Raw genomic sequence first — 23,251 nt, 5'->3', positions numbered from 1 at the left:
ACGATTACCGGAGGTGTGACACAGTGCAGGGAATAGCTGAGGCCCAGCTATGTCTCTGATATCTGTAAAGCTTTGAGTCTCAGGGATTTTTTCTGGCCGACGACGGAAGGACGGCACCGATGTGCAACCTCTACTCCGTAATGACGAACCAGGAGGCGATCAGGATGATCGCCAGGGTCATGATCGATCATATCGGCAACCTGCAACCGTTGCCCGAGGTGTGGCCGAATACAATGGCCCCAATCATCCGCAATGCCGAGGGCGGCAGGGAACTGGTCATGGCCCGCTGGGGAATGCCGACGCCACCCGGCATGCTCAAGGGCAGGAAGGTGGATCGGGGCATAACCAATATCCGGCATATGGAATCGTCCTGGTGGCGGCGATGGGAAGGCGTGGAACATCGCTGCCTGGTGCCGCTGACGGCGTTTGCCGAGCCCGAACATCTGCCCGAAGGTGGAAGTCGTCAGGTCTGGTTCGCCAGAGCGGATGGCGAGCCGCTGGCCTTCTTCGCCGGTCTGTGGTGCCGGTGGACGTCGGTCAGGAAACTGGCTGACGGCGAGACGACAAATAACCTGTATGGATTCCTGACCACTGAAGCCAACCGGGAGGTCGGTGCTATTCATCCTTGGGCCATGCCAGTTATCCTGACGCAGCAGGAAGATATGGATCTGTGGATGACAGCGCCGGCACCTGAGGCCTTGCAGGTGCAGCAGGCATTGCCGGACGGAGCGCTAATAGCGATTGCTCCACCCACGGGGGTTGCTTGATGGCGCCTCTACGAGGCGCGCTATGCGCCGCCGATCCACCGCCCCGTAATGGTCGGACGTGTGGAACGCACTGACCAGAAATTCCTGAATGTCAGCACCAGCGTGGGTGATTTCCTAAGCCGCGCGGTCATCGGCGCCACCGGCACATGGTCTGCGCCCTTCATCCCCGATTATCCGGGCCGCGAATTGTTTGCCAGAACGCAAATCCACTCCTCCCATTCCGACCCGCGCTCTCCGCATTTGCGCCGCTCGACGTGATCGAGCCGGACGGGCTGATCCGCGTTAACGGGCAGCAGGTTGAACTGCCCCGGAGCTTTTGGGGCCGTTTACACCCTGCCCGGGCCGAGCCGGGGCTGGTACAGCCAGCGCCCGGTTATTTGTCGTGGGGCGTTATGGTGCCTATGACCAGTCCGGGCGTCAGTATCTGTGGCAACACCACTGCCGCGCCATGTGCGGGCACAAACAGGTAGAATGGCACGCCATCGCGCCCATGTTTGCGCAAAAACGCGGTTATGGCGGGGTTGCGCTGTGTCCAGTCCCCCCGGAGCGTTATTACGCCATAGCGTGCCATGGCTGCCTGTGTCGCCTGTGTGTTGAGCGCCATGCGCTCATTGACAAGGCAGGTGATGCACCATGCCGCCGTCATGTCCACAAACACGGGTTTGCCCGCATTGTGCAGGGCGCGCAGTCGCTCCTCGGAAAAAGCCTCCGTGCCGGAGGGGAGGGCTGAAAGGCCCGGACCCGAGGCGGAGGGCGGGTTGGCGCCAGCCTGCGGCGCCTGCTCTAGCAGGGCGGGCAGCAGCGCCATGGCCGCCAAAAGCCCCAGCAGGGCCACGCCATACAGGGCCGTGCAGTCCCGGTCATGGCCCGCATGGAGCGGGCGCCTTTGGGTAATGCCGTAAACCCATGCCGCAAAGGCCAGGAACACCATGCCCGATGATACAAGCAAAACCGTTGTGACCCCACCCTCCACCGCTGCGACCCACAGCAGCCACACGCAGGTGCCCAGTAACGGAAAAGCCAGAAACTGGCGCAGGTAGTCCATCCATGCGCCGGGGCGGGGCAGGCTTTTGGCCAGCGCGGGGCAAAAGGCCAGCAGCACGTAAGGGGCGGCAAGCCCGATGCCAAGTGCTGCGAAAATGACCAGTCCGGTTGCCGGGGGACCGGCCAGCGCCCCGGCAATGGCCACCCCCATGAACGGCGCGGTGCAGGGCGAGGCCACGGCCACGGCCAGCAGCCCGGTCAGCAGGTCATGCACCAGCCCGTGCCGGGGGGAGGAGGATAGGGCGAAGGCGGGCGGCAGGAAGACAAACACCCCCAGCAGGTTAAGCGCCATGGCGAAGATCAGCCATGTGATCATGCCCACGAACATCGTGGACTGGAACTGGAACCCCCAGCCAGTGGCGGCCCCGCCCAGGCGCAGCGCCATGACCAGCGCGCCAAGGGCGGTAAAGCCCAGAATAACCCCTGCGGCATAGCTGATGGCGCTTTGCTTTTGGTGCAGGCGCTCACTCTGGCCCATGCGGGCGACGGCCAGCGCCTTCATGGCCAGAATGGGAAAAACACAGGGCATCAGGTTCAGCACCAGCCCACCCAGGAACCCCAGTACAACAAGGCGGAACAGGCCAGACGCACTTTCCCCCCCGCCATGGGGCGGCCCCGGCACGCCATTGCCGAGCGCTGCCAGATGGCCCGCCATCGGCTGCTCCCCTGCCGGATAGTCCCCTGCCGGGTCTGGGCTGGTCGCCCCCATGGCGGTTCCCGTTGCGGTCCCCGCTGTGGTCCCTCCTGTGGCGGTTCCAGCGGCGGCTTCGGCAGCGGTCCCGGAGGTGGTTCCTGTGTTGGGCTCGGTGGCAGGCCGGGCCGATGGCGCAATGGAGGGCTCACTGGCCATTGGGGGGGGCAGCGGGGTGGCCCGCACGCTCAGCGCGCGCTCCGTCCCATCGGGGGCCTTGAGCACCAGAATACCCGACAACGGCTTTGCAGGCGTAAAGTCAGCCGTGGGGTCAAGGCGCAGGGCAAGGCCCTCGGGGCCAAAGAGCAGGGCTTGCGGTGCGGCTTCCCCAATCCGCCCGCGCTCTTGCGGCATGAACCAGGCTTGCGCGACGGACTGGCGGTTCAACTCCCTGCCCTGAACGCCAAGTACCCCTGTGGGGCTGATGCTCACCGGGTAGGGCGAGGGCACGGGCGTATGCTGCTCCGCCTGTGTAAACAGCCCCACCTGCGCGGACGGGCGAGGCGCGCCCACGGGCAGGGTAAGCGTGAATGTTCCTTCCTCGGGAATACAGCTCTGTGCGCACACCAGCCAGTTGGCGTGGGCGCTAAGGGTTGTCAGCCCTTGCGCGCCCAGGCCGTCGGGCGTTTGCCCCGGCTGGGCCGCCGGTGGACGTCCCGCTGAAGGTTCCACAGGGCGCACCATTGGGAGCACCACTGGCAGCACCACATCGCCCGTATAGGCATAGGACATCAGGGAGGCGTCCCTGATCCGCTGCGGCGTGGGCCAGACAATGGTTTGCGCCTCGCCCCTTAACGCGCCCGTTGCGGTTATGCGCAGGGTCGCGGGGTCTCCCGCATCACCGGGGTTGAGCCAGTATGTGTGCCAGCCGGGCTTGAGCCGCAGGCGCAGGGCCACATGGAGGGACGAGCCGGGGCTGGCGGTATCGGACGCGCTTATCAGGCTGGCCGTGCTGTGCGCGCTGATGGCGGGCGCGCTTTCCGCCCCCCAGGCGGCAGCAAGGGGAGGGAGCCCCGCGCACGCCAGCAGCCCTGCCAGCCCCTTGCCCAGCGCGCCCTGCCATCTCCTGCCCGCGCGGGCGCGGGTGGGGTGAGCTTTCTGGCTAGGTTGGCGCGAGGGAAAAGGGAGAGGGCCGCTCATGAGCGTCAGGCTTTCAACACGGTAGGGGCGGACACACCCAGCATACGCGCAGCCGACGGATGGGGGAACAGGGCAGGCGGTTTCCTAGATGTTTAGTCCCGGGTTTTGATGGTGCATTATTTTCACGAGAGTGGAAGGATGCGCTATGGGCCAGGTTCACCACGGATGCGCCACGACGACAACGGCAGTCCGTCGAGCGATACAGCATAGTCAAGAGAGCCTGAGAGCTCTGGCGGAACGCCACGGGGTCAACCCGAAGACAGTCGCCAAATCGAAGGGACGGCCCGATACAGCGGATCGACGCACTGGCCCGAAGGCTCCTCTTTCGACGGTCCTGTCGATCGAGGAGGAGGGCATCGTCGTGGCGTTCCGCCGCCATACATTATTGCCCCTGGACGACTGCCTTTACGCGCTACAGGCGACGATCCCGCATCTGACGCGCTCTTCATTGCATCGTTGTCTTCAGCGCCATGGAATCAGCCGTCTGCCCGACACCAAGGGCGACAAGCCCAGGCGCTCGAAGTTCAAGACTTATCCGGTCGGCTATTTTCATATCGACATCGCCGAAGTCCGCACCGCAATGGGGCGTCTCATCATCCTGAAAACAGCCGACTTGTATGGCCAGGCTTCCGAGCACCGCGCCGAAACAGAATTTTAAGCTCCCGGGAGCCTACATCACGCGTCTCGACATTGATTAGATGCTATAATGTGAATACTCTCATTAGGTGAACTAATTAATTGACGCGCGAATTAGACTGTTCGAGAGCTTATCCGCCCAAATAATGAGATTCAGCGTCGCGGTCTGTCGACGGTTACCCTGATTAGGACCGGGAGGTGAAATTCAATAAATGTCATATTGGTCGCGATATGTGCTCGCACGTCGTGGGCTTCGATCATTCACGATGCACTCTGTGCGATCGTCTATCCATCCTGTGACGGCTTCCTGCACGACATCGTATTCATGGCTGTTGCAGATTGCATCGGCTTTGAGTTTACAAGAATAGAAAGCAGACCAGTCATTGAATGGTGATTAGACAGTCTCTCCCGATGTCTTTCTTTACGGGTGGCTCTCCTTGTCGGACGACGCCTTGTCATCCCCAATGAGATTGCACGCGGCCACCGGCCGGCGATGATTCGCGTCCCCGTTAATGCAAAGCTCAAACGTATCGTGGCGCACCTGCTGCCCTGCTTTCGTCTTGAGGAAAAACGGAGCGAGTTGTTCAGCGCAATGGCCGCCGTCGCGAACATCCATATAATGCCCTGACCGGATCAAAGGTGAAGCTGGGGCGATGGGAGGAATATCTTGCCATGCGGCAGGGCATCCTGAAACTGAATGCGACCTATCGTTCGCGGCTTTCCAATGATCTGGGTGGCTGCCTGTCGGTGTTGCCTGGGTTCACGACGGAAACGCAGGGAGCGGAATCCGTGCGTCTGATCGATGTTCTGTGGCTTGATCGGGAAAGCCACAGGGTTGTCGCAGCCTTCGAGGTTGAGCATTCAACGACCATCTATTCCGGCATCGTGCGGATGCTGGATCTTGCTCGCGGGTCAGAGGCGCAGGCTTTGGAGGGACTGCTCCTTGTCGCGCCGGATAAGCGGGAAGCCGATGTACGGGAACAACTGTGGCGGCCGGCTTTCAGTAGGATTGCTGACCTGAAAGTCCGGTATCTGCCTTACGGGCGCTTGAGAAGGATCGTAAGGCCATTGAGCGCTTTGGGCAGGGTATAAAACCAATTCAAGCTATATCCCATCTGGCGACTCCTGCATGAAAATCTATGCTCCTGTAATGAACGGGTCTTCGCTTCGTGTGGGTTCCTGTCGCGGATAGGCATACCTTCCGAACGAAATAGGCAATCTGCTTTCACCGAAGTCTCAGGGCATTGAGCCGCAGTGCGTTTGTCACGACGGCCAGGGAGGACAGGGCCATCGCGCCTCCCGCGAACATGGGCGACAGCGTAAGGCCAAAGACAGGATACAGTACGCCTGCGGCAAGTGGGATGCCGATCCCATTGAACAGGAAAGAAAATGCCAGATTCTGCCGGATGTTGCGCATCGTCGCCTGTGCCAGGCGGCGGGCGCGTACCAATCCGGCGAGGCTGCCTTGTGCCAGTGTCATCCCGGCGCTTTCGATTGCGACATCGGTGCCTGTGCCCATGGCGATTCCGATATCGGCGGTGGCCAGGGCCGGCGCGTCGTTGACTCCGTCGCCCGCCATGGCGACACGGGCTCCCTTCTGTTGCATGTCACGAATGATCGCGGCCTTGTCCTCAGGCTTGAGGTCGGCATGTACCTCGTCGATTCCCGCCTGCCGGGCGACGACTTCCGCAGTCCGGGCATTGTCGCCCGTCAGCATCACGATCCGCATGCCGGCTGCGTGCAGTGCCGCGATGGTCTCCTTCGCGTCGGTCTTCAGCGGATCGGCCACGACCAGCAGCCCAGCGGCCTGTCCGTCGACGCCGACGAACATGACGCCCGCGCCCTCCGCCCGGTGGGAATCCGCGACAGGGATCAATGCCGACGCATCGATGCCCTGCTGCCGCATCTGGGCTTGGTTTCCGACGACGACGGCATGGCCGTCGACGGTGCCGGTCACGCCCAGGCCGGTCTGAGACGCGAAATCCCCGACCGGCGCGGCCTGAAGGCCCTGCGCCGTCATCGCGGCGACCAGTGCCTGGGCCAGCGGATGCTCAGATTGTGTTTCCAGTGATGCCGCCAGCCGCAGGACGACGTTGGAATCCCATGCACCTGATGTTTCGGTCGCGATCAGCCGGGGCTTGCCTTCGGTTACGGTGCCGGTCTTGTCGATCACCAGCGTATCGACCGTATCCAGCGCCTGCAGGGCTTCGGCGTTGCGAACCAGCACGCCGGCCCGCGCCCCGCGCCCCATGCCCACCATGATCGACATCGGAGTGGCCAGGCCCAGCGCGCACGGGCAGGCGATCACCAGGACCGCAATGGCGTTCAGCAGTGCGTGTCCGAAGCGCGGTTGCGGACCGACCAGAAGCCAGACGACGAAGGTCAGAAGGGACACAAGCACGACCAGCGGCACGAACCAGCCGGAGACCCGGTCCGCCACCGCCTGGATCGGTGCGCGCGTACGCTGGGCAGCCGCCACCATGCTGACGATCCGGGCCAGCATCGTGTCCGAGCCAACGGCCTCGGCTGTCATCAGCAGGCTGCCGGTGCCGTTGATGGTTCCACCCGTCACCTTGTCACCCGGTCCCTTGGCGACAGGTGCTGGCTCTCCTGTCAGCATGGCTTCGTCCACGCTGGAGCGCCCGTCCATGACGGTGCCGTCCACCGGGATGCTTTCCCCCGGCCGGATGCGGAGCCGATTGCCGGGCACGATCTGGGCCAGCGGTACGTCGTCCTCCCGATCCAGCGCGCCGACCCGGTGTGCGATTTTCGGTGCGAGATCCAGCAGCGCGCGAATGGCGCGACTGGTACGGGCGCGGGCGCGCAGTTCCAGGACTTGCCCGGCCAACACCAGGGCCACGATAACACCGGCGGCTTCGTAATAGACCGGGACCGACCCGTCATGCATGCGGAAGGCAGCAGGGAACAGGCCAGGGGCCACTGTCGCGGCGATGCTATAGAGAAAGCCTGCGCCGACGCCCAGCATAATCAACGTAAACATGTTCAGATGCCGGGTGCGGAGCGACATCCAGCCGCGTTCGAGGAACGGCCAGCCGGCCCACAGCACGATTGGCGCCGTGAGCGCCAACTGAATCCAGTTCGTCAGGCCGCCATCGAGAAATGCCAGCCCTCCCATATCCGCCGCCATGGCGATGATAACGAGCGGGACCGCCAATATGCTCGCCCCCCACAGGCGCTTGCTGAAATCCACGAGTTCCGGGTTAGGCGTGTCGGCGTCGGATGGCTCCTCCGGTTCCAGCGCCATGCCGCAGATGGGGCAGGAGCCGGGGTGATCCTGTCGGATCTGAGGGTGCATCGGGCAGGTCCAGATCACCCCGACCCGTTTGGGCTGAGACTTGATGGGCGTCGTGTCCGCCTTGTGCAGGTAATGACAGGGGTCGGCTTCGAACTTTGTCTGACAGTGCGCGCTGCAGAAATACCAGGTCTGGCCATCATGGTCGGCATGATGCGTCGCCGTCGCGGGGTCGACTGTCATGCCACACACGGGATCCTTGACCGGGCGCGTCTTAACTCCGGTCGCTGCCGGGGTGGGACCCTCTCCATGGAGATGGGACGCGCAAGCTGCTGTATTGTCGTTCGTCATGAGGTCCCCTTGTTTGTGGCCGCCACGCGGCGCCAGACATGCCATAATCGCTTGCGCTCCATGGTATGCCCCTGTAGGGTATAGTGCAATGAGGCAGTCACGGGTAAAGATTTCGCAGGGCCTGAAACGGGTCGAAGGTCAGGTGCGTGGCATCCAGAAAATGGTGGACGAAGACCGCTATTGCGTGGATGTTCTGCTTCAGCTTCGGGCCGCCAAGGCGGCGTTGCATCGGCTCGAGGGGCTTGTTCTGCGCGAACATATCGCGGGCTGCGTCGTGGAGGCGATCGAATCCGGCGATCCGGTGGAACGTCAGGAAAAGATCGGGGAACTGATCGAAACGGTCAGCAAGATGACGGGGTAGATGTGCAAGAAATCGGCGCGACACGGTTGGGACGGTTGCTGGCCTGCCTGCTTCTGCAGGTGGGACTGATGCTGGCGTCCGTCATGCCGGGTCATGCCGCCACGTTGTCTTCTACAGTTGCTTTGGTTACCCAACCGATGGTTGACATGCCAGGGATGCAGATGCCATCCCATACGGATGCGACGACCGCACATTGCAATCATGAACCGTGCCACGACCATCATCCATCTCATCATTGCGGCGATTGCTGCGCCCAGGGTGCCTGCGTCGCCAATTGGCTGATGCCGCCCTCCGTGACCAGGGCGTTTGATTACTCAGGTGTTACGGCACCTTTCGGCCTGTCTCGTTCGGATCGCATCGTCGGTCATGGGTTCGCGCCGGCCCTGCCACCGCCCAGAGAGATGGCCTGATTCTGTTCTGACAGTCTCAGGGCTGGTCATGGACCTATGACCGGCTCCGCCTTCTCTCTTTTGCGGACTATTATTCATCTCAATACGATCCCTTGCGGGACGGAGCGCGATCACGCGCCGCCGTTTCGTCGTCGGGACGGGCCTGTGGGGAGCGGCGCTGGCCCTCCCGCAGGGCAGCGCGAGCGCCTACGCTTCGGTCTATACACCGGCGTCGGGGCGGCCCGACCCGCTGCCTGGTACCCGTTTCGACCTTACGATCGGTTCTGTACCGATCAATATCACCGGTGCGCGCATGCACGCGGTGGGTGTGAACGGCTCCACGCCCGCGCCGATCCTGCGCTGGCGTCAGGATGACACGGTCGAACTGAACGTCACCAACCGGTTGGATGAGCCCAGTTCGATCCACTGGCACGGCCTCCGGGTGCCGGCCCACATGGATGGCGTGCCCGGTCTGAGCTTTGGCGGGATCGCGCCGGGTGACACGTTCACCTATCGCTTCCCGCTGCATCAGAGCGGCACTTACTGGTATCACAGCCATTCCGGCTTCCAGGAGCAGACGGGCCTGTATGGGGCTCTGATCATCGACCCGAGAGACGGTTACGCGCAGCATTTCGACCGCGATTATGTGATGGTATTGTCCGACTGGACCGACGTCGATCCCGAGGACATCGTCTCAAATCTCAAATTCCAGAGCGATTACTACAATTTCCGCCAGCGTACGGTGGGCACGTTCTTCCGTGACGCGCATCGGCAAGGGCTGGGTGCGACGATCCGGGATCGCCTGCAATGGGGTGCCATGAACATGGCACCGACCGACATTCTGGATGTGTCGGGCATCATCTACACCTACCTGATCAACGGCCAGTCTCCCGGGGCAAACTGGACTGGCCTGTTCCGACCGGGCGAGCGCATACGCCTGCGCTTCATCAATGCGTCGGCGATGACGCTGTTCGACGTGCGGGTTCCCGGCCTGACGATGACCGTCGTTCAGGCCGACGGCAATGACGTGGAGCCCATCCCTGTCGATGAATTCCGCATCGGACCTGCAGAAACCTACGATGTGATTGTCGAGCCCACCGCCGATGGACCGTACACGGTCTTTGCGCAGGCCGAGGATCGCACCGGATACGCGCGCGGCACACTCGCCACCCGTCCGGGCCTTGCCGGGCCGGTTCCCCCCATGGACCCGCGCCCGCTGCGCACCATGACCGACATGGGCATGGGGAATATGGACATGAAGGGCGGCATGGCAGGCATGGAGATGGGGAGTCCGCCGGGGAAGCCCGGTGATGCCCCTGCCAGCGGCGGCATGGACAAGGATCACATGGATATGAAGCAGGCCAACAGGCCCGGAGCCGCCGCGATGGATATGCCGGGCACGGCGGCTGCGCCGCGGCATAAAACAGAGCTGAAGCCCGGCGTCGCGGTGCAGAGTGTCGCCATGATGCCGATCAACCGGCTGGCGGAGCCGGGCGACGGGCTGGAGAATAATGGTCGCCGCGTTCTGACCTATGCCGATCTGCGGGCCACGATCCCGGGCGCGGACCCACGCCCGCCGTCGCGCGAGATCACCCTGCACCTGACCGGCAGCATGGAACGCTTCATCTGGGGATTTGACGGCAAGAAGTTCTCGGAAGCGGAACCGATTCGTCTGACTTTGGGCGAGCGGGTGCGCTTCGTCCTGATCAACGACACGATGATGGAGCACCCAATCCATCTGCATGGATTGTGGAGCGAACTGGAAAATGGGCAGGGTGACTGCCGACCCTACAAGCACACGATTACCGTCAAGCCGGGTGAGCGGCTGAGTTACCTGGTCACGGCGGACGAACCCGGGCTGTGGGCGTATCACTGCCACCTGCTCTACCACATGGAGGTGGGCATGTTCCGCACGGTGGTGGTGTCGTGATCCGGGGTCTGATAGGTGGCACGGTCCTTGCCGCTGGACTGGCTACCGCGGTACCTGGCACGGGACGCGCCCAGTCAGTCCCGGCACGCCAGAGCGAAGGAACCCAGGAAGCGCAGACCGCCTCGGCTCCCGCGCCCGTGGTCTATGTCAACGGCATCCAGCCGGTCATGGACCATAACATCTATGTGCATGCGCTGCTCGACCAGTTCGAGGCGCGCTTTGGTGCCGATGGCGGGCAGTTCCGTTACGATGGGCAGGCTTGGTTCGGCACCGACTACGACAAGCTCTGGCTGAAATCCGAAGGCACGGTCGGCACAAACGGCAAGTTCGGTGATGGAGATCATGAGGCCCTCTATGATCGTGCCATCTCCCGGTATTTCGATGTCCAGACTGGCGTGCGTCTCGATATTGACAACGGCCCCACACGGGCCTGGGGCGCGATCGGGGTCGAGGGACTGGCGCTATATTTCTTCAATGTGGAGGCCACGGCCTATTTCAGTGACCGAGGCGCTGCGGGGCGTCTGCAAGGTTCCTACGACATTCTGCTGACCAATCGCCTGATCCTCCAACCCCAGGTAGAGATGAACTTCTATTCCGCGTCCGATCGTGCGCGCGGGGTCGGAACCGGGCTGTCCGATATCGATACGGGATTGCGGCTTCGCTACGAATGGCATCGGAAATTCGCGCCTTATATCGGCGTGAGTTACTCCGGCACGTTCGGTCAGGCCGCCGACATGGCGCGTTCAAGGAATGAGCGTGTCCATGACCTGAATTTCACCTTCGGGATCAGGACGTGGTTCTGACTATTCCTGCCCGATGTGAAATCGTCGCGGGGCGCATTGTGCGCCTTCGCATCCGATAACCAATGATGAGGAAAAGACCAATGCTGACCATTAATTTCAGATCATCGGCCCTTCTGGTAGCACTCCTGGCCACGGTCTCAGTTGCGCATGCCCAGACACCGGTTCCGGCACCAGCCCAGCCGCAGGGCCAGGATATGTCCGGAATGCAGGGTATGTCAGGCATGTCAGGAATGGACCACGACAAGATGAAAATGGACGGCATGCCCGGATCCGGCATGAAGGGGGCAGAGAAAGGCATGAAAATGAAAGGAAAGATGGGGGGATGTATGAAGATGAAGGGCATGGCCATGCCGAACGGTCAGGCAATGGCACCATCGGATAAAAAGATGAAAATGGGCTGCGGCGACATGGGCGACGGCATGAAAATGCCGATGGGCCCGCAGAGCATGCCCGACGCGGTTCATCAGCGCTGATCGGTTCCTGATGGAGCGGGGCGGCGTCATAAGCGTCGCCCCTGGACATGCCCAGGGAGGCACGCATGAAAAGATTAGCCTGGAGTCTCGCCGGCATTCTGCTGGTCGGGATCGGCGCGGGAACGGCCGTCGTTTTCGGTGGTCTGTATGATGTAGGCGCCACCTCGCCGCATTGGCGGCTGACCTATCGTGTTCTGGAAACGGCACGCTTCCATTCAATCCGGCATCACGCCGAGGGCATTACCACACCTGTCGATCTTGAGACGCAGGCACGGCTCGTCGGCGGTGCATCGCATTTTTCGACGCATTGCGCCTCCTGTCATTCCGCGCCGGGCGTCGAGGCCGAGGATATGGCGGAGGGGATGTATCCGAAGCCGCCGGTTTTGAATGATGTGGCGCAACGCTATACGCAAGGCGAACTGTTCTGGATCCTCAAGCATGGCATCAAGATGTCGGGCATGCCGTCCTGGGCGGATCATGGTGATGATGATCTCTGGAACATTGTCGCGTTTCTCAAAAAGCTTCCGGGAATGAACAGTTCCGACTACCAGGCGCTGGTCGCCCAGGCAGGAGCAGCTGGCGGACATCATATGCATCACGACATGGATATGCCGATGCCCCGACAATAGATGCCGCTGGGATAATTGATCGAGATCAAGGAAAATATGCCATACCCCTGTAGGGTAATAACCCGTGCCCTGACGACATCCGGAAAGCGGGCCGGTATGGGCTTTGCCGAGGATGATGGCGTGTTGGAGAAACCATGAGGCGTGTCTTTTTGAGCGTGAGTGTCGTGATCATGACGCTGCTCGTCAGCATGTCCGAGGGATTCGCTCAGGCACCGGGTGAGTCTCCCGCCGTTCCGGCCATGTCCAGCGGCACTATGACGGGGCCTACGACAGGCAGCCCGCCACCTTCGCTGGCGCTGCGGCGGGATCAGCCGGAAGACGATGGGCCGATGGCAGCGCCCCGGGATGCCGGTCATGGCGCCGAGTCGTCCGGCGGAATGGAGACGACCACCGCTCGACCCGACTCAAGTATGTCCGACATGGACGGCATGATGTCGATGGGTGGTGACGAGCATGCAAGCCATCACCCTGGCATGGGCGCGGCGGGGAACCCCGGTGCGCCACCATCCGGGCCGGCGGTGCAGGGCGATATGATGAGCCGCATGCTGCCTCAGGCTGGGCAGGCATTGAGTGCGGTTCCCGGAGCAGACAAGGCCGACGCGGGTTGTTGCGGAGCGCGCGGTCGCACGCCGCTTTATACTTTCATGATGACGCATCCGAAGCTGACCGACGCCGAACGTCAGATGCTGGCCGATATTGCGGCACAGAGGCTTCAGGACGGTCTTCGCGAAGTCGGCGCCGCATCGGTCGATGCCGCTCAGTCCCTGTCGTGGGAGACGATGCGTCGATCCAGCCAGCATCTCCATGAAGGCGTTGCGTTGCTCGATAGCGGAATGGCCGCGCGCGCGGCCGCGACCGGCCTCGTGAATCCTCAAATGGTGGCATTCAACTGGTTCACGGCACAGATGGGTCTGCCGACAGTCGCGGCGAGCCAGCAGAACGGCCTGTTTTTCGGATTGACGCCGGCCCACCTGGTGTTCATGACGATCCTGATCCTGGTATCGATCGCTCTGCTGATCTTGCAGGTCCTGCGGTTGCATCGCGTGCAAGAGATTCTCAGGACCACCACGGCATTCGCACCGAAACCAACGGTCCCGCCCACGCCACCATCGTCGACCGGCGGCGGTCCAACACCTCCTGTTCCGCCGCCTCCCCCTGTACCGGGACCAGGCGGTGGAACGGCCACTCCGATCGTCGGCGCACCTCGACACGGCCTCTGGCGTGGCGGTCTGAAAGTGGCCCGGATCATTCGGGAGACACCGGCGATCGTGACGTTCTATCTAGTTCCGGCCGATGGGGGGCGGATTCCCTTTGACTTCAAACCCGGCCAGTTCGTGCAACTCACCATCGAGCCGACGTCTGGCAAGCCCGCGAGCCGGTCCTATACGATCGCATCGTCGCCGGGGCAGGTCGAACATCTCGAACTAACGATCAAACGCGAGGAACATGGGTTGGTCTCGCGCTACCTGCACGACACGGTCAAAGAGGGTGATCTTTTAAAGATCGCGGGTCCATCGGGTATGTTCACCTTTACGGGTGACGAGGCAGACTCGATCGTCCTGCTGTCCGGCGGCGTAGGCATCACACCGATGATGGCGGTCCTGAGATACCTGACCGATATCGTCTGGCCTGGCGAGATCTACTTCGTCTATTCCGCTCATGCCAGCATCGACTATGTGTTTCGCCAGGAAATCGAGTGGCTGGAACGTCGCAATGACAAACTGCACGTTATTGCCACCATGCGGCGGTCGCCGGGGACAGAGTGGTCGGGGCCGGAAGGGCGCATCACGAAGGAACTGCTTCAGCAATCGGTGCCAGATCTCACAAACCGGCGTATCCATGTCTGCGGCCCACCCGGGATGATGGCAAGCATGAGAGCGTTATTGACGGATCTCGCTGTGCCGGAAGCCAATGTTCATAGCGAGGCATTCGGACCAGCCGCGATGAAGGCCGAACCTGCGGTCGGGCCTGTGGCGGCCCCCTCATCCCCGGCCGTTACGCCTGCCGCAACGACCATTACGTTTTCCACTTCAGGGAAATCGGCTCCGTTGCAACTGGATGAAACGGTTCTCGACGCGGCTGATGCGGCAGGTGTCAATATTCCATCCTCCTGTCGATCCGGTATCTGCGGCATGTGTACGACTCACCTGCAGCAAGGTGAGGTGACGATGGCGGTCGAGGATGGGCTCGATCCGGCTGACAAGGCCAAGGGTTTCATCCTGGCCTGTCAGGCGAAGACCACGGGTGGTCCGCTGGTCGTGGAGGCGTGATGCAGGAGCGCAGCGAAATCATTGTCGGCGCCCTGGTCGTCCTGCTGGTGCTGTTCCCGCTGGGCTTTCTGGTGCATGTCGCGCCACGCTTTCCTGGGAGTCTGGCTGGCAGCCTGATTGGCATTTGCGCCGCCATCCTGATGCTGGTGCCGCTGATTTACGTAGCGGGCAAACGCATTCCCGTCGTGCATCGTTATTTCGCGCCGCGTGTCGAGAGCCGAACCCTTCTGTCGGTGCATATCTATGCTGGCGTCCTTGCACCCATTTTGGGCCTGATCCACGCCGCCCATAAATTCGATAGCCCGATGGGGATCTCGCTAACCGGCATCATGCTCGTCCTCGCTATTAGTGGCTATGTCGGGCGCTACATGTTGATCCAGATCGGGCGCGGATTGCGCGGTCGCACCCAGGAACTGGCCCAACTGCGCACGTCTCTGGCAGATGCCGGGGTGGCGCATCTGATGCCCGAGACGCCGGATGTGCCCCATAATATCGTCCAGCGCCTTTTTCTGACCTCGGCCTATCCCGGTACGCGGGGTACATCGGATCGCGAGGCCACGATTGCCTCGGCGCTGGCCGATGTTGAGTATGCGGTCAGGTCGGAGAGGGTGGCGAACGCACTGTTCGGGCGTTGGCGCAAGATTCACGTCATCCTTGTGGTCATCCTCTATTTTCTGCTGATTCTGCATATCTGGTCAGGCCTGTATTACGGGCTGAGGTGGCTATGAAGCCCGCTGTCATACTCTATACGGTCTTTGCGCTTGCGGCTCTGATCGTCGGACTGGTTGTGCCCCTTGCCGTGCATCGTTCCGGCAGTAACGCAGTTCCTGGTTGGGAAGGGTTGGTGAATCCCGGACCGATCTCGAAAGCGCACCAGTTTATCGCGGGCCAGTGCGAGACATGTCACAGGCCTTTCACAGGTGTGGTGACCAATAACTGCGTGACCTGTCATTCTCTGGCGTCGTTCGCCGACAAGCAATCCACCCGGTTTCATGTCGCGGCGACGCAATGTACGTCCTGTCATGTGGAGCACGGTGAGCGGCCACATATGACCGTGATGGATCATAGTGCATTGACGAGGGCGGATTTCTGGTCAGACACCGTTGCGCAACTTCGCTCGGCCGGGCTGGTTGGAGCGTCGCCGATTCCGGGAAGCGCTGCGGCTATTCCGACTGATCATCGACTTGACCGTGATGCCGTTCTCCATCTGAATTGCGCAAGCTGTCACTCCAACGTGGATCCTCATCGCGCCCGCTTTGGTCCTGATTGCGCGAGTTGTCACTCCACCAAGACATGGCTGATCGCCGCGTTCGAACATCCCGCCGATCAGATATCGACGGATTGCAACGCCTGTCACAAGGCGCCGCCCAGCCATTACATGATGCATTTCAAAATGATTTCGCAGCACGTCGCGCATCAGGATGCCCCGGTGGAGCATTGCTATGCCTGCCATACCACCGATGCATGGAACAATATTCGAGGGTATGGATGGTATAAGCACCATTAAATCTTACGAAATTTGCGTCAGAATATCGCCATTTAACGCGCGTGTGTGATGATGAAATCACTAGAAGCGGCGACATTGCCCAAAAAAGATATTGTAAATCAGAAAATATATCGAACGTTACGTATGATTATTTCGCACGTCGTAAACCTTTGAAGAAAGCAGTTGGCTTACTCTGGCCCGAATAGGGTTATTTCCAGGTTACGGCTAGATAGAAAAATTGACATTTCTTCAAAAAAATCTATAATTATTAGGACACTCCTAGAAGGGTTCAGGCTTTACTATATGCTTACCATTGATGATGGCGGAGGAACGTTATGATCGCATACTTGAGGAATTCGTTTAAAATAACGACGTGTATCTCTTTGATCGCTTTGCTTTCTGCATGTGGCACGACGACAGATCGTCGACTCACTGAGGACGAACAAAGTTGCCGGAGCATGGGGCATACTCCGGGAACGGCTGAGTTCAAGAACTGTCTGGCGGATTTAAATGCCAGAAGGTGTGCCACTTCCCGGCAAAAGGGGTGGGGCGAACATCACGATGCATCGCTGGACTGCACAAGATTGCCCTGAATACGCCGTTTATTATGTTGTGAAACATCGTTTGTGTATATCATTATATAATTAATAGGTGTCATGATGTCGCGATCCGGCTTGAGTCAGAAGCGCCGAATGGTGAGGCGTCGTTTTTGTTTGAGACATTCGGTAGCTTTTTCTGTGGATTACGGGTGGTCTAACATATTCTGTCGACGGTGCGGTTCATGTTGGTGTTCTGACTCGGATACAGATCGGACATCGCATCTTTTGTGATGTATACTGCGAGTACACATGTCCAGTTTCGGGGAGCAGATAACACAGGCTGGACGACCGACAAGAGGACGGTTAGCGACTTAATCGGCCTCGGGTTTTTCATGAAAAGTCAGAGGGTGGGAGTGATTTCATGACGGATTCAGGGGTGGGAGAGAGGCTTCCGCCCGTCCGTCACGGAGTGTTCCGCCATGGCGAGCGCCATCCAGAAAATCGCTCTCAATGCGTCCCGTGATATCCCTTTCAACAAACTGGTGCTGTCGCAGTCCAATGTGCGGCGTGTGAAGGCCGGCCTGTCGATCGAGGAACTGGCCCGCGACATCGAACGTCGCGGGCTGCTCCAGAGCCTCAACGTACGCCCTGTTCTGAACGATGATGGGACGGAGACAGGTTCCTACGAGGTGCCGGCTGGCGGCCGTCGCTTCCGCGCGCTCGAACTGCTGGTCAAGCAGAAGAAACTGGCCAAGACTGCCCCGGTGCCCTGTGTCGTGCGCGAGGCCGGATCGGCCATTCTCGCCGAGGATGATTCCCTGGCCGAGAACGTGCAGCGCGTGGCGCTGCATCCGCTGGACCAGTTTCGTGCCTTTCGGGACATGCTGGAGAAGGGCATGTCCGAGGACGAGATCGCCGCCGCGTTCTTCGTCGTGCCCACCGTGGTCAAACAGCGCCTGCGCCTGATGACCGTGTCCGACAAACTGCTCGAGATTTACGAGCAGGACGGCATGAAGCTCGATCAGCTCATGGCGTTTTCCATCAGTGATGACCATGCCCGTCAGGAGCAGGTCTGGGAGATTATCGCCCAGAGCCATAACCGCGAGCCCTATCTGATCCGCCGCATGCTGACGGAAAAAACCGTGCGCGCATCGGATCGCCGCGTGCGCTTCGTCGGGCTGGATGCCTATCTCGCTGCCGGTGGCCATGTCATGCGTGACCTGTTCGAGGCCGATGACGGCGGCTGGCTGCAGGATCCGACCCTCCTCGACCGGCTGGTGATGGACAAATTGGCTGGGGCGGCCGATGACATCCGCGCCGAAGGCTGGAAGTGGGTCGAGACGGCGCTGTCCTTCCCGTGGGGACACACGCGGGGCTTCGCGAGGATTGAAGGCTCGCCGGTTGTGCTCTCGGAAGAAGAAGCCGCCCGTCTAACCGCTCTGCACAGCGAGCAGGAAGCCATCGAGGCGGAATACGCACAGGCCGATGAGTTCCCCGACGACGTCGATACCCGGCTGGGGGAGATCGAACAGGCTATTGAGGCGCTGGAAGAACGCCCTGTGTCCTTCGATCCGGCGGAGGTGGTCCGGGCAGGGGCCTTTATCAGCCTGGATACTGATGCCACGCTGCTGGTCGAACGGGGCTTCGTCCGCCCTGAAGATGTGCCGGCGGAGCCCGAGGACGGCCCGGATACACCCGAGGGTGATGATGACGCGGTCGTCCATCACGGCGCGGGTGATGACGTCGAAGGAACTGGGACGGAAGGCGCCCCCGGCACCGAGCCCGAAGAGGAAGATGGGCTGAAGCCGCTGCCCGACCGCCTGCTGACAGAGTTGACGGCCTGGCGCACGCTGGCCCTGCGTGACGCGTTCGCCGGCAATCCGCACATCGCGTTGACCGAACTGCTCCACACGCTGGTGCGCGATCTCTACTGGCAGGTGTCGGGCGCGGATTGCCTGGAAGCCTATGTCCGGGAAATCCCGCTGCGGGTGCATTCGCCAGACATGCCGGGCAGTGTTCCCGCTCATGAACTTCGCCAGCGCAACGAGGGCTGGAAGCATGATCTTCCCGATGACGAGGATGCACTCTGGCAGTGGCTCGACGGGTTGGATGATACCAGTCGCCTGGCCCTACTGGCGCATTGCCTGTCTTTTGGCGTCAACGCGCTGCATGAATCGTCCCATGGTCCGTCTCTGGCACGTAGCGTCAGGGAGCGCCTGGCGCGAGCCGGCCGGCTGGCGACAGTGCTCCAACTCAATCCGGCCGAAGCGGGATGGCAGCCGACGGTGGAGAACTATCTCGGCCGTGTCACCAAGGCGCGTATCCTCGAAGCCGTACGCGAAGCACGCGGCGATGAGGCAGCGGCCCGCATTGCGCATCTCAAGAAAATGGACATGGCCAGTGAGGCCGAGCAGTTGCTGGACGGCTCCGGCTGGCTGCCCGAAGCATTGCGAACTGCTGGTTTGACCGACGGTCATCAGAAACAGGTCGCTGTTATCCCCATCGAAACCGCCACGAATATCGCGGCCGAATGACGGGCGCCTCGTAATTCATGACTCCGAACCTAACCGGCCCTGGCTTCGGTCAGGGCCGTCCTGCTGATCCAGGAGAAACAGGACATGACCAATCCAGGAAATACGCCTGAACGGGCCGATACCTTCACCGCCTTTTCCGAGCATTATGAGGCCTATCGGAAACGGCAACAGGAATTTGGAGCAGTCAATCGCAAAGCACTGTTTGATTGCCTTGATGCTGCTGGGATCGAAACAGCGGTGGTCACCTTCGATGGTTGCGGAGATAGCGGCCAGATCGAAGATATGGCGGTCACTCCGGAAACCGATAATACGGTTCTGGAAAACTGCATGCCTTACATCTCTGTCGACTGGCAATGTGCCACGTCGAAAACTGATGATTGCAGCGTCAAGGATGTCATTGAGAACGTCTGCTACGACCTGCTTTCCGAAGCGCACGGTGGTTGGGAAAACAATGATGGTGCGTATGGCGAGTTTACCTTTGACGTCGCGGGACGGTCCATCGCCCTGGAGTATAACGAGCGTTACACCGCCGTCGAAAACTACGGCCATGAATGGACGGAGGAAGGGCACCATGGCGCATAGTTATCATCATGCCCTCTCCTCTGTGCGGAAATGGGGCGGTACGGTAGAGGATTACCTGCCGTTGCATACATGGTTCGATGAATCGAAACTGATCACGGCGGACTTCCGGCACCGGGCGCTGCGACACCATGCGGAAGGCATCTTCCTTGCCGAAAAACTGTTCGGTGTCACACTCACGCTTTCGACCGGGCGGGCAGTGCCGACCCGGCTGATCGGCGAACAGCACGTCCGGGAAGATTTCGGGTTTATCCCGAGCTTTGCGGACTGGGTGAAGGAAATCCGACCCTGTCCATGGATGGGACGCGCCAGGCCTCTCGATGTAGAGCATGAAACACCGCACAGTATGAGCTGATGCGGGATTTCGAGAAAGCGGCTTCCGTTATCCGGAAGCCGCTTTTTTCGTGCCGGTCCGGCCGGGAAGGAGTGAGAGGGCGGCTTCGCCTCTGATGCCGAATATCCGGCAAGAGAGGAGAGTCCCCATGTCCGCTTCCATTCTGTCTTCCGCCCGCACGGGCTTCCGGATTGATCCCTCCCGTGGCGAACGCAGCGCCCGCGTATCGTCCGAATGGTTCTCGCGCCCCGATGACGAACGCTATCTGTCGCTGTCCGACCTGCATGCTGCCACGCTGGCGCGGGCAGACCGGGCCACAGCCCGCACGGTGGAAAGCCGCGCCATCCGCGTCGAGGCCTCGCGCGACAATGTCGAGCGTCTGACCCTGACCGTGCCAGGACAGCATGAGCCGATCGCGCCGACGCATTGGTCCTTCGGCCAGATGTGCAGCCTGGTCAGCGCGCCGTCCTCCTATCTGCGCGACCTGCCGGCACCGCTGGCGGCGATCAATCTCCAGCACGGGCTGCTGTCGCACCGCGCCGAACTGGTGAAAACGCTGGAGACCGAAGACGGACGGGTAGAACTGCGCGCCGTGACCGGTCCGGATTATGGCCGCATCTGGGATCACGAATTGGTCGGGGCGGTGCGCAAGATCGCGGGTGACGGCACAGGCGATACCAACTGGAAGGTGCCGGGCGTCATCGACTGGGCCACCATGACCCATAATCCCTACGTCGATATCACCAAGGAAACTACGACGCTGTATGCGTCAGACAGGGACGTGTTCCTGTTCCTCGTGGATGATACGCATCCCATCGAGGCCGGACGCCTGCCCAATGGCGATCCCGATCTCTATTTCCGGGGTTTCTACGCCTGGAATTCGGAAGTCGGCAGCAAGAGCCTAGGCATTGCGTCATTCTATCTGCGCGGGGTGTGTCAAAACAGGATGTTGTGGGGCGTGGAAAATTTCGAACAGATCACCATCCGGCATAGTAAGTTCGCGGCCTCGCGCTTCGTGCATCAGGCGACACCAGCACTACGGAATTTCGCCACTGCCAGCCCGGCCTCGTTCGTCTCCGGCATTCAGGCCTCGCGTCGGGCGCTGGTCGCGAAAACAGATGAAGACCGCGAAAGTTTCCTGCGTCGTCGCGGGTTCTCGAAACCGGAAACCGCAAAGATCATCGAAACCGTGCTGCACGAGGAAGGCCGCAAGCCCGAGAGTGTGTTCGATTTCGTGCAGGGGATTACGGCGCTGGCGCGGACAAAGGCCAACCAGGACACGCGGCTGGATCTGGAAGAGAAGGCCCGCAGGCTGATGGAGCGTGCTTCCTGAAAGCCGCTTTTCTGTCTTTCCGTAAAGACGTTTTTACGAGCCCGGCCACTGCGCCGGGCTTTTTCGTTTCGGGAGTCATTCCGATGGCTGATTTCTTCACGCATTTCTCGTGCGTTCTCGATGTGGGTACGGTGGAAAACGCTGCCAAGGCGCTCGATCTCTACAATGAATTCATGGACGAACTGGCGGCGGAAGACCCGCCATCTGATGGGTTCCGGCTTTCTGTAGAACCGGAATATGGTGGCACCAAGCTTTGGATGCGCGATGAGGTGACTGGCGATCCGCATCAGGTCGTGGAATTCGTGCTACGCTGTGCGCGGGCCTTCCGGCTTCGGGGCCGATGGGGGTTTCAGTGGGCCAATAGCTGTTCACGTCCCCGGATCGGCGCCTTCAGCGGCGGTGCGCATCTGCTTGACCTTGGCAGGCGCAAAACGATTTCATGGATGACCACCGATCGCTGGCTGGCGATCGCCCTGGACGGAGGCAATCCCGACACAGGAGGGCAGGGCGATGACCTTGCATGATGCAGGCGATCTCGCCCGTCGGCTGGCGGAGAACGCGGAGGCGGTGTGCCGGCAGTATCTGTCCGCCGGTCGCCGTCACGGCAATTACTGGCTGGTCGGTGACGTGCGCAATACGCCCGGCCGGTCGCTGTTCGTCCGGCTCCACGACACCGCCAACGGCAGGGCGGGAAAATGGACGGACGCTCAGTCGGGTGAGCATGGCGACCTGCTCGACGTGATCCGCGAAAGCCTCGGCCTGGTGGATTTCCGCGACGTGGCCGACGAGGCACGCGCCTTCCTCAGCCTGCCGCATCCTGACCCAGTGCCGCCGTCACAGGACCGACCTGCCCGTGAGCGTGCTTCCGCCAGTTCTTCCGAAGCGGCACGACGGCTCTGGGCCATGTCCGGGCCGATCATAGGCACATCCGTAGACGCGTATCTCCGTAGACGCGACATTACGCTTTTGCACGGAACCGAAGCCCTGCGCTTCCATCCGCGTTGCTTTTACCGCCCGGACGAGGACGGTCTGACCGAGACCTGGCCCGCCATGATCGCCGCTGTCACCGACCTCGACGGCACTCTGACCGGTGTGCATCGCACCTGGCTGGCGGCGGACGGCCGTGGCAAGGCACCGGTCGACCATCCGCGCCGTGCCTTGGGCGGGCTGCTCGGTCATGCCGTGCGCTTCGGGGTGGCATCCGACGTGCTCGCCGCCGGGGAAGGCATCGAGACGGTGCTTTCGCTGCGGCAGGTTCTGCCCGATCTGCCATTGGCCGCCTGCCTGTCTTCGGCACATCTCGCTGCCCTGATCTTTCCGCCGCTGCTACGCCGTCTCTACGTCCTGCGCGACGACGATCCGGCCGGGGATCAGGCGCTGGCGACGCTGCACGCCCGCGCGGGTGACGCCGGGATCGAACTGATCGGCCTGTCGCCACGGCTGGGCGATTTCAATGATGATCTCCGTGCGCTGGGACGCGGCGCGCTGCGGGCGATCCTGCATCCGCAACTCGCGCCAGCGGACGTGGCACGCTTTCTGGAGGCCGCCGATACCTGAGCGGGCCGGAAAGAGGAGTGGGGGGGCCGTCTTCTGTCGGCGGGCCTGTCCTGCCTCCCGTCCGGCAGGTCCGCGCCCCGGCCTTTCAAGTGGGGAGCGGGCGTCAGCCGGGCCGGGCCTTCAATGGCGTGAGCCGGCTATTTTCCGTCGCG

General features: G+C 61.4%; 17 protein-coding genes and 3 pseudogenes. 18 read left to right on the top strand and 2 right to left on the bottom strand.

Translation table 11 applies throughout. The annotated features are described in order from the left end of the window. The first annotated feature begins 119 nt into the window (after positions 1-119). Positions 120-767 carry an SOS response-associated peptidase gene (locus FHR90_RS07800; protein ID WP_010669086.1) on the top strand — a complete coding sequence of 216 codons (648 nt, stop codon included), beginning with the start codon at positions 120-122 and terminating at the stop codon, positions 765-767. 9 nt (positions 768-776) lie between these two features. After that, a pseudogene (locus tag FHR90_RS07795) lies at positions 777-986 on the top strand (pyridine nucleotide-disulfide oxidoreductase); the annotation flags it as partial. A gap of 154 nt (positions 987-1,140) precedes the next feature. On the opposite strand, the gene FHR90_RS07790 reads toward FHR90_RS07795, so the two are convergent. After that, positions 1,141-3,642, bottom strand: a complete 2,502-nt coding sequence (locus tag FHR90_RS07790) for a protein-disulfide reductase DsbD family protein (protein ID WP_246330111.1) — start codon at positions 3,640-3,642, stop codon at positions 1,141-1,143. A gap of 145 nt (positions 3,643-3,787) precedes the next feature. On the opposite strand from FHR90_RS07790, the pseudogene FHR90_RS07785 reads away from it, so the two are divergent. Next, positions 3,788-4,255 (top strand): annotated as a pseudogene (locus FHR90_RS07785) (IS481 family transposase); the annotation flags it as partial. 638 nt (positions 4,256-4,893) lie between these two features. Continuing rightward, a pseudogene (locus tag FHR90_RS07780) lies at positions 4,894-5,411 on the top strand (type II restriction endonuclease); the annotation flags it as partial. Between the two features lie 92 nt (positions 5,412-5,503). Here FHR90_RS07780 and FHR90_RS07775 read toward each other — a convergent pair. After that, the gene (locus FHR90_RS07775) at positions 5,504-7,927 is read right to left on the bottom strand and encodes a heavy metal translocating P-type ATPase (RefSeq protein ID WP_018308144.1); all 2,424 of its coding nucleotides are present in this window, start codon (positions 7,925-7,927) and stop codon (positions 5,504-5,506) included. Between the two features lie 43 nt (positions 7,928-7,970). Here FHR90_RS07775 and FHR90_RS07770 point away from each other — a divergent pair, with 43 nt between their 5' ends. The 14 genes from FHR90_RS07770 (at position 7,971) to FHR90_RS07705 (ending at position 23,099) form a co-directional block, all read left to right on the top strand. Continuing rightward, positions 7,971-8,243 (top strand): metal-sensitive transcriptional regulator, encoded by a 273-nt coding sequence (locus tag FHR90_RS07770; protein ID WP_007284529.1) that lies wholly within the window; start codon positions 7,971-7,973, stop codon positions 8,241-8,243. 486 nt (positions 8,244-8,729) lie between these two features. Next, positions 8,730-10,562, top strand: a complete 1,833-nt coding sequence (locus FHR90_RS07765) for a copper resistance system multicopper oxidase (protein ID WP_176621533.1) — start codon at positions 8,730-8,732, stop codon at positions 10,560-10,562. Then, positions 10,559-11,365: a copper resistance protein B gene (locus tag FHR90_RS07760; protein WP_023979778.1), complete on the top strand. Its 807-nt coding sequence runs from the start codon at positions 10,559-10,561 to the stop codon at positions 11,363-11,365. Before FHR90_RS07765 ends, FHR90_RS07760 begins: the two co-directional genes overlap by 4 nt. Positions 11,366-11,445: 80 nt before the next feature. Next, positions 11,446-11,838, top strand: a complete 393-nt coding sequence (locus tag FHR90_RS07755; protein ID WP_018308139.1) for a hypothetical protein — start codon at positions 11,446-11,448, stop codon at positions 11,836-11,838. Positions 11,839-11,903: 65 nt separating this feature from the next. Further along, on the top strand, positions 11,904-12,467 hold the full coding sequence (locus tag FHR90_RS07750) for a c-type cytochrome (protein WP_023979779.1): 564 nt from the start codon (positions 11,904-11,906) through the stop codon (positions 12,465-12,467). 170 nt (positions 12,468-12,637) lie between these two features. Then, positions 12,638-14,737 (top strand): 2Fe-2S iron-sulfur cluster-binding protein, encoded by a 2,100-nt coding sequence (locus FHR90_RS07745; protein WP_183275013.1) that lies wholly within the window; start codon positions 12,638-12,640, stop codon positions 14,735-14,737. Continuing rightward, on the top strand, positions 14,737-15,465 hold the full coding sequence (locus FHR90_RS07740) for a hypothetical protein (protein WP_010668179.1): 729 nt from the start codon (positions 14,737-14,739) through the stop codon (positions 15,463-15,465). The genes FHR90_RS07745 and FHR90_RS07740 overlap by 1 nt, the downstream gene beginning before the upstream one ends. Beyond that, complete coding sequence (locus tag FHR90_RS07735; RefSeq protein WP_010668178.1) at positions 15,462-16,244, top strand: hypothetical protein; 783 nt, start codon at positions 15,462-15,464, stop codon at positions 16,242-16,244. Before FHR90_RS07740 ends, FHR90_RS07735 begins: the two co-directional genes overlap by 4 nt. Positions 16,245-17,241: 997 nt before the next feature. Further along, the gene (locus tag FHR90_RS07730) at positions 17,242-19,296 is read left to right on the top strand and encodes a ParB/RepB/Spo0J family partition protein (protein ID WP_018308134.1); all 2,055 of its coding nucleotides are present in this window, start codon (positions 17,242-17,244) and stop codon (positions 19,294-19,296) included. An 84-nt stretch (positions 19,297-19,380) separates the two neighbouring features. Next, the gene (locus FHR90_RS07725; RefSeq protein ID WP_010669160.1) at positions 19,381-19,878 is read left to right on the top strand and encodes a DUF6878 family protein; all 498 of its coding nucleotides are present in this window, start codon (positions 19,381-19,383) and stop codon (positions 19,876-19,878) included. Continuing rightward, positions 19,868-20,230: a DUF6915 family protein gene (locus FHR90_RS07720; RefSeq protein ID WP_010669161.1), complete on the top strand. Its 363-nt coding sequence runs from the start codon at positions 19,868-19,870 to the stop codon at positions 20,228-20,230. The genes FHR90_RS07725 and FHR90_RS07720 overlap by 11 nt, the downstream gene beginning before the upstream one ends. A 127-nt stretch (positions 20,231-20,357) precedes the next feature. Beyond that, a complete protein-coding gene (locus tag FHR90_RS07715; RefSeq protein ID WP_018308133.1) occupies positions 20,358-21,542 on the top strand; it encodes a hypothetical protein in 1,185 nt (394 codons plus the stop codon). Between the two features lie 83 nt (positions 21,543-21,625). Continuing rightward, positions 21,626-22,066: a hypothetical protein gene (locus tag FHR90_RS07710; RefSeq protein ID WP_018308132.1), complete on the top strand. Its 441-nt coding sequence runs from the start codon at positions 21,626-21,628 to the stop codon at positions 22,064-22,066. Next, the gene (locus FHR90_RS07705; RefSeq protein WP_010517764.1) at positions 22,053-23,099 is read left to right on the top strand and encodes a DUF7146 domain-containing protein; all 1,047 of its coding nucleotides are present in this window, start codon (positions 22,053-22,055) and stop codon (positions 23,097-23,099) included. Before FHR90_RS07710 ends, FHR90_RS07705 begins: the two co-directional genes overlap by 14 nt. The last annotated feature ends 152 nt before the right edge of the window (positions 23,100-23,251 follow it).

It is taken from the genome of Endobacter medicaginis (assembly GCF_014192375.1).
Lineage (GTDB): Bacteria > Pseudomonadota > Alphaproteobacteria > Acetobacterales > Acetobacteraceae > Endobacter > Endobacter medicaginis.
Note: the sequence above shows the minus strand (reverse complement) of the source record. Positions and strands in the feature narration are given on the sequence as shown.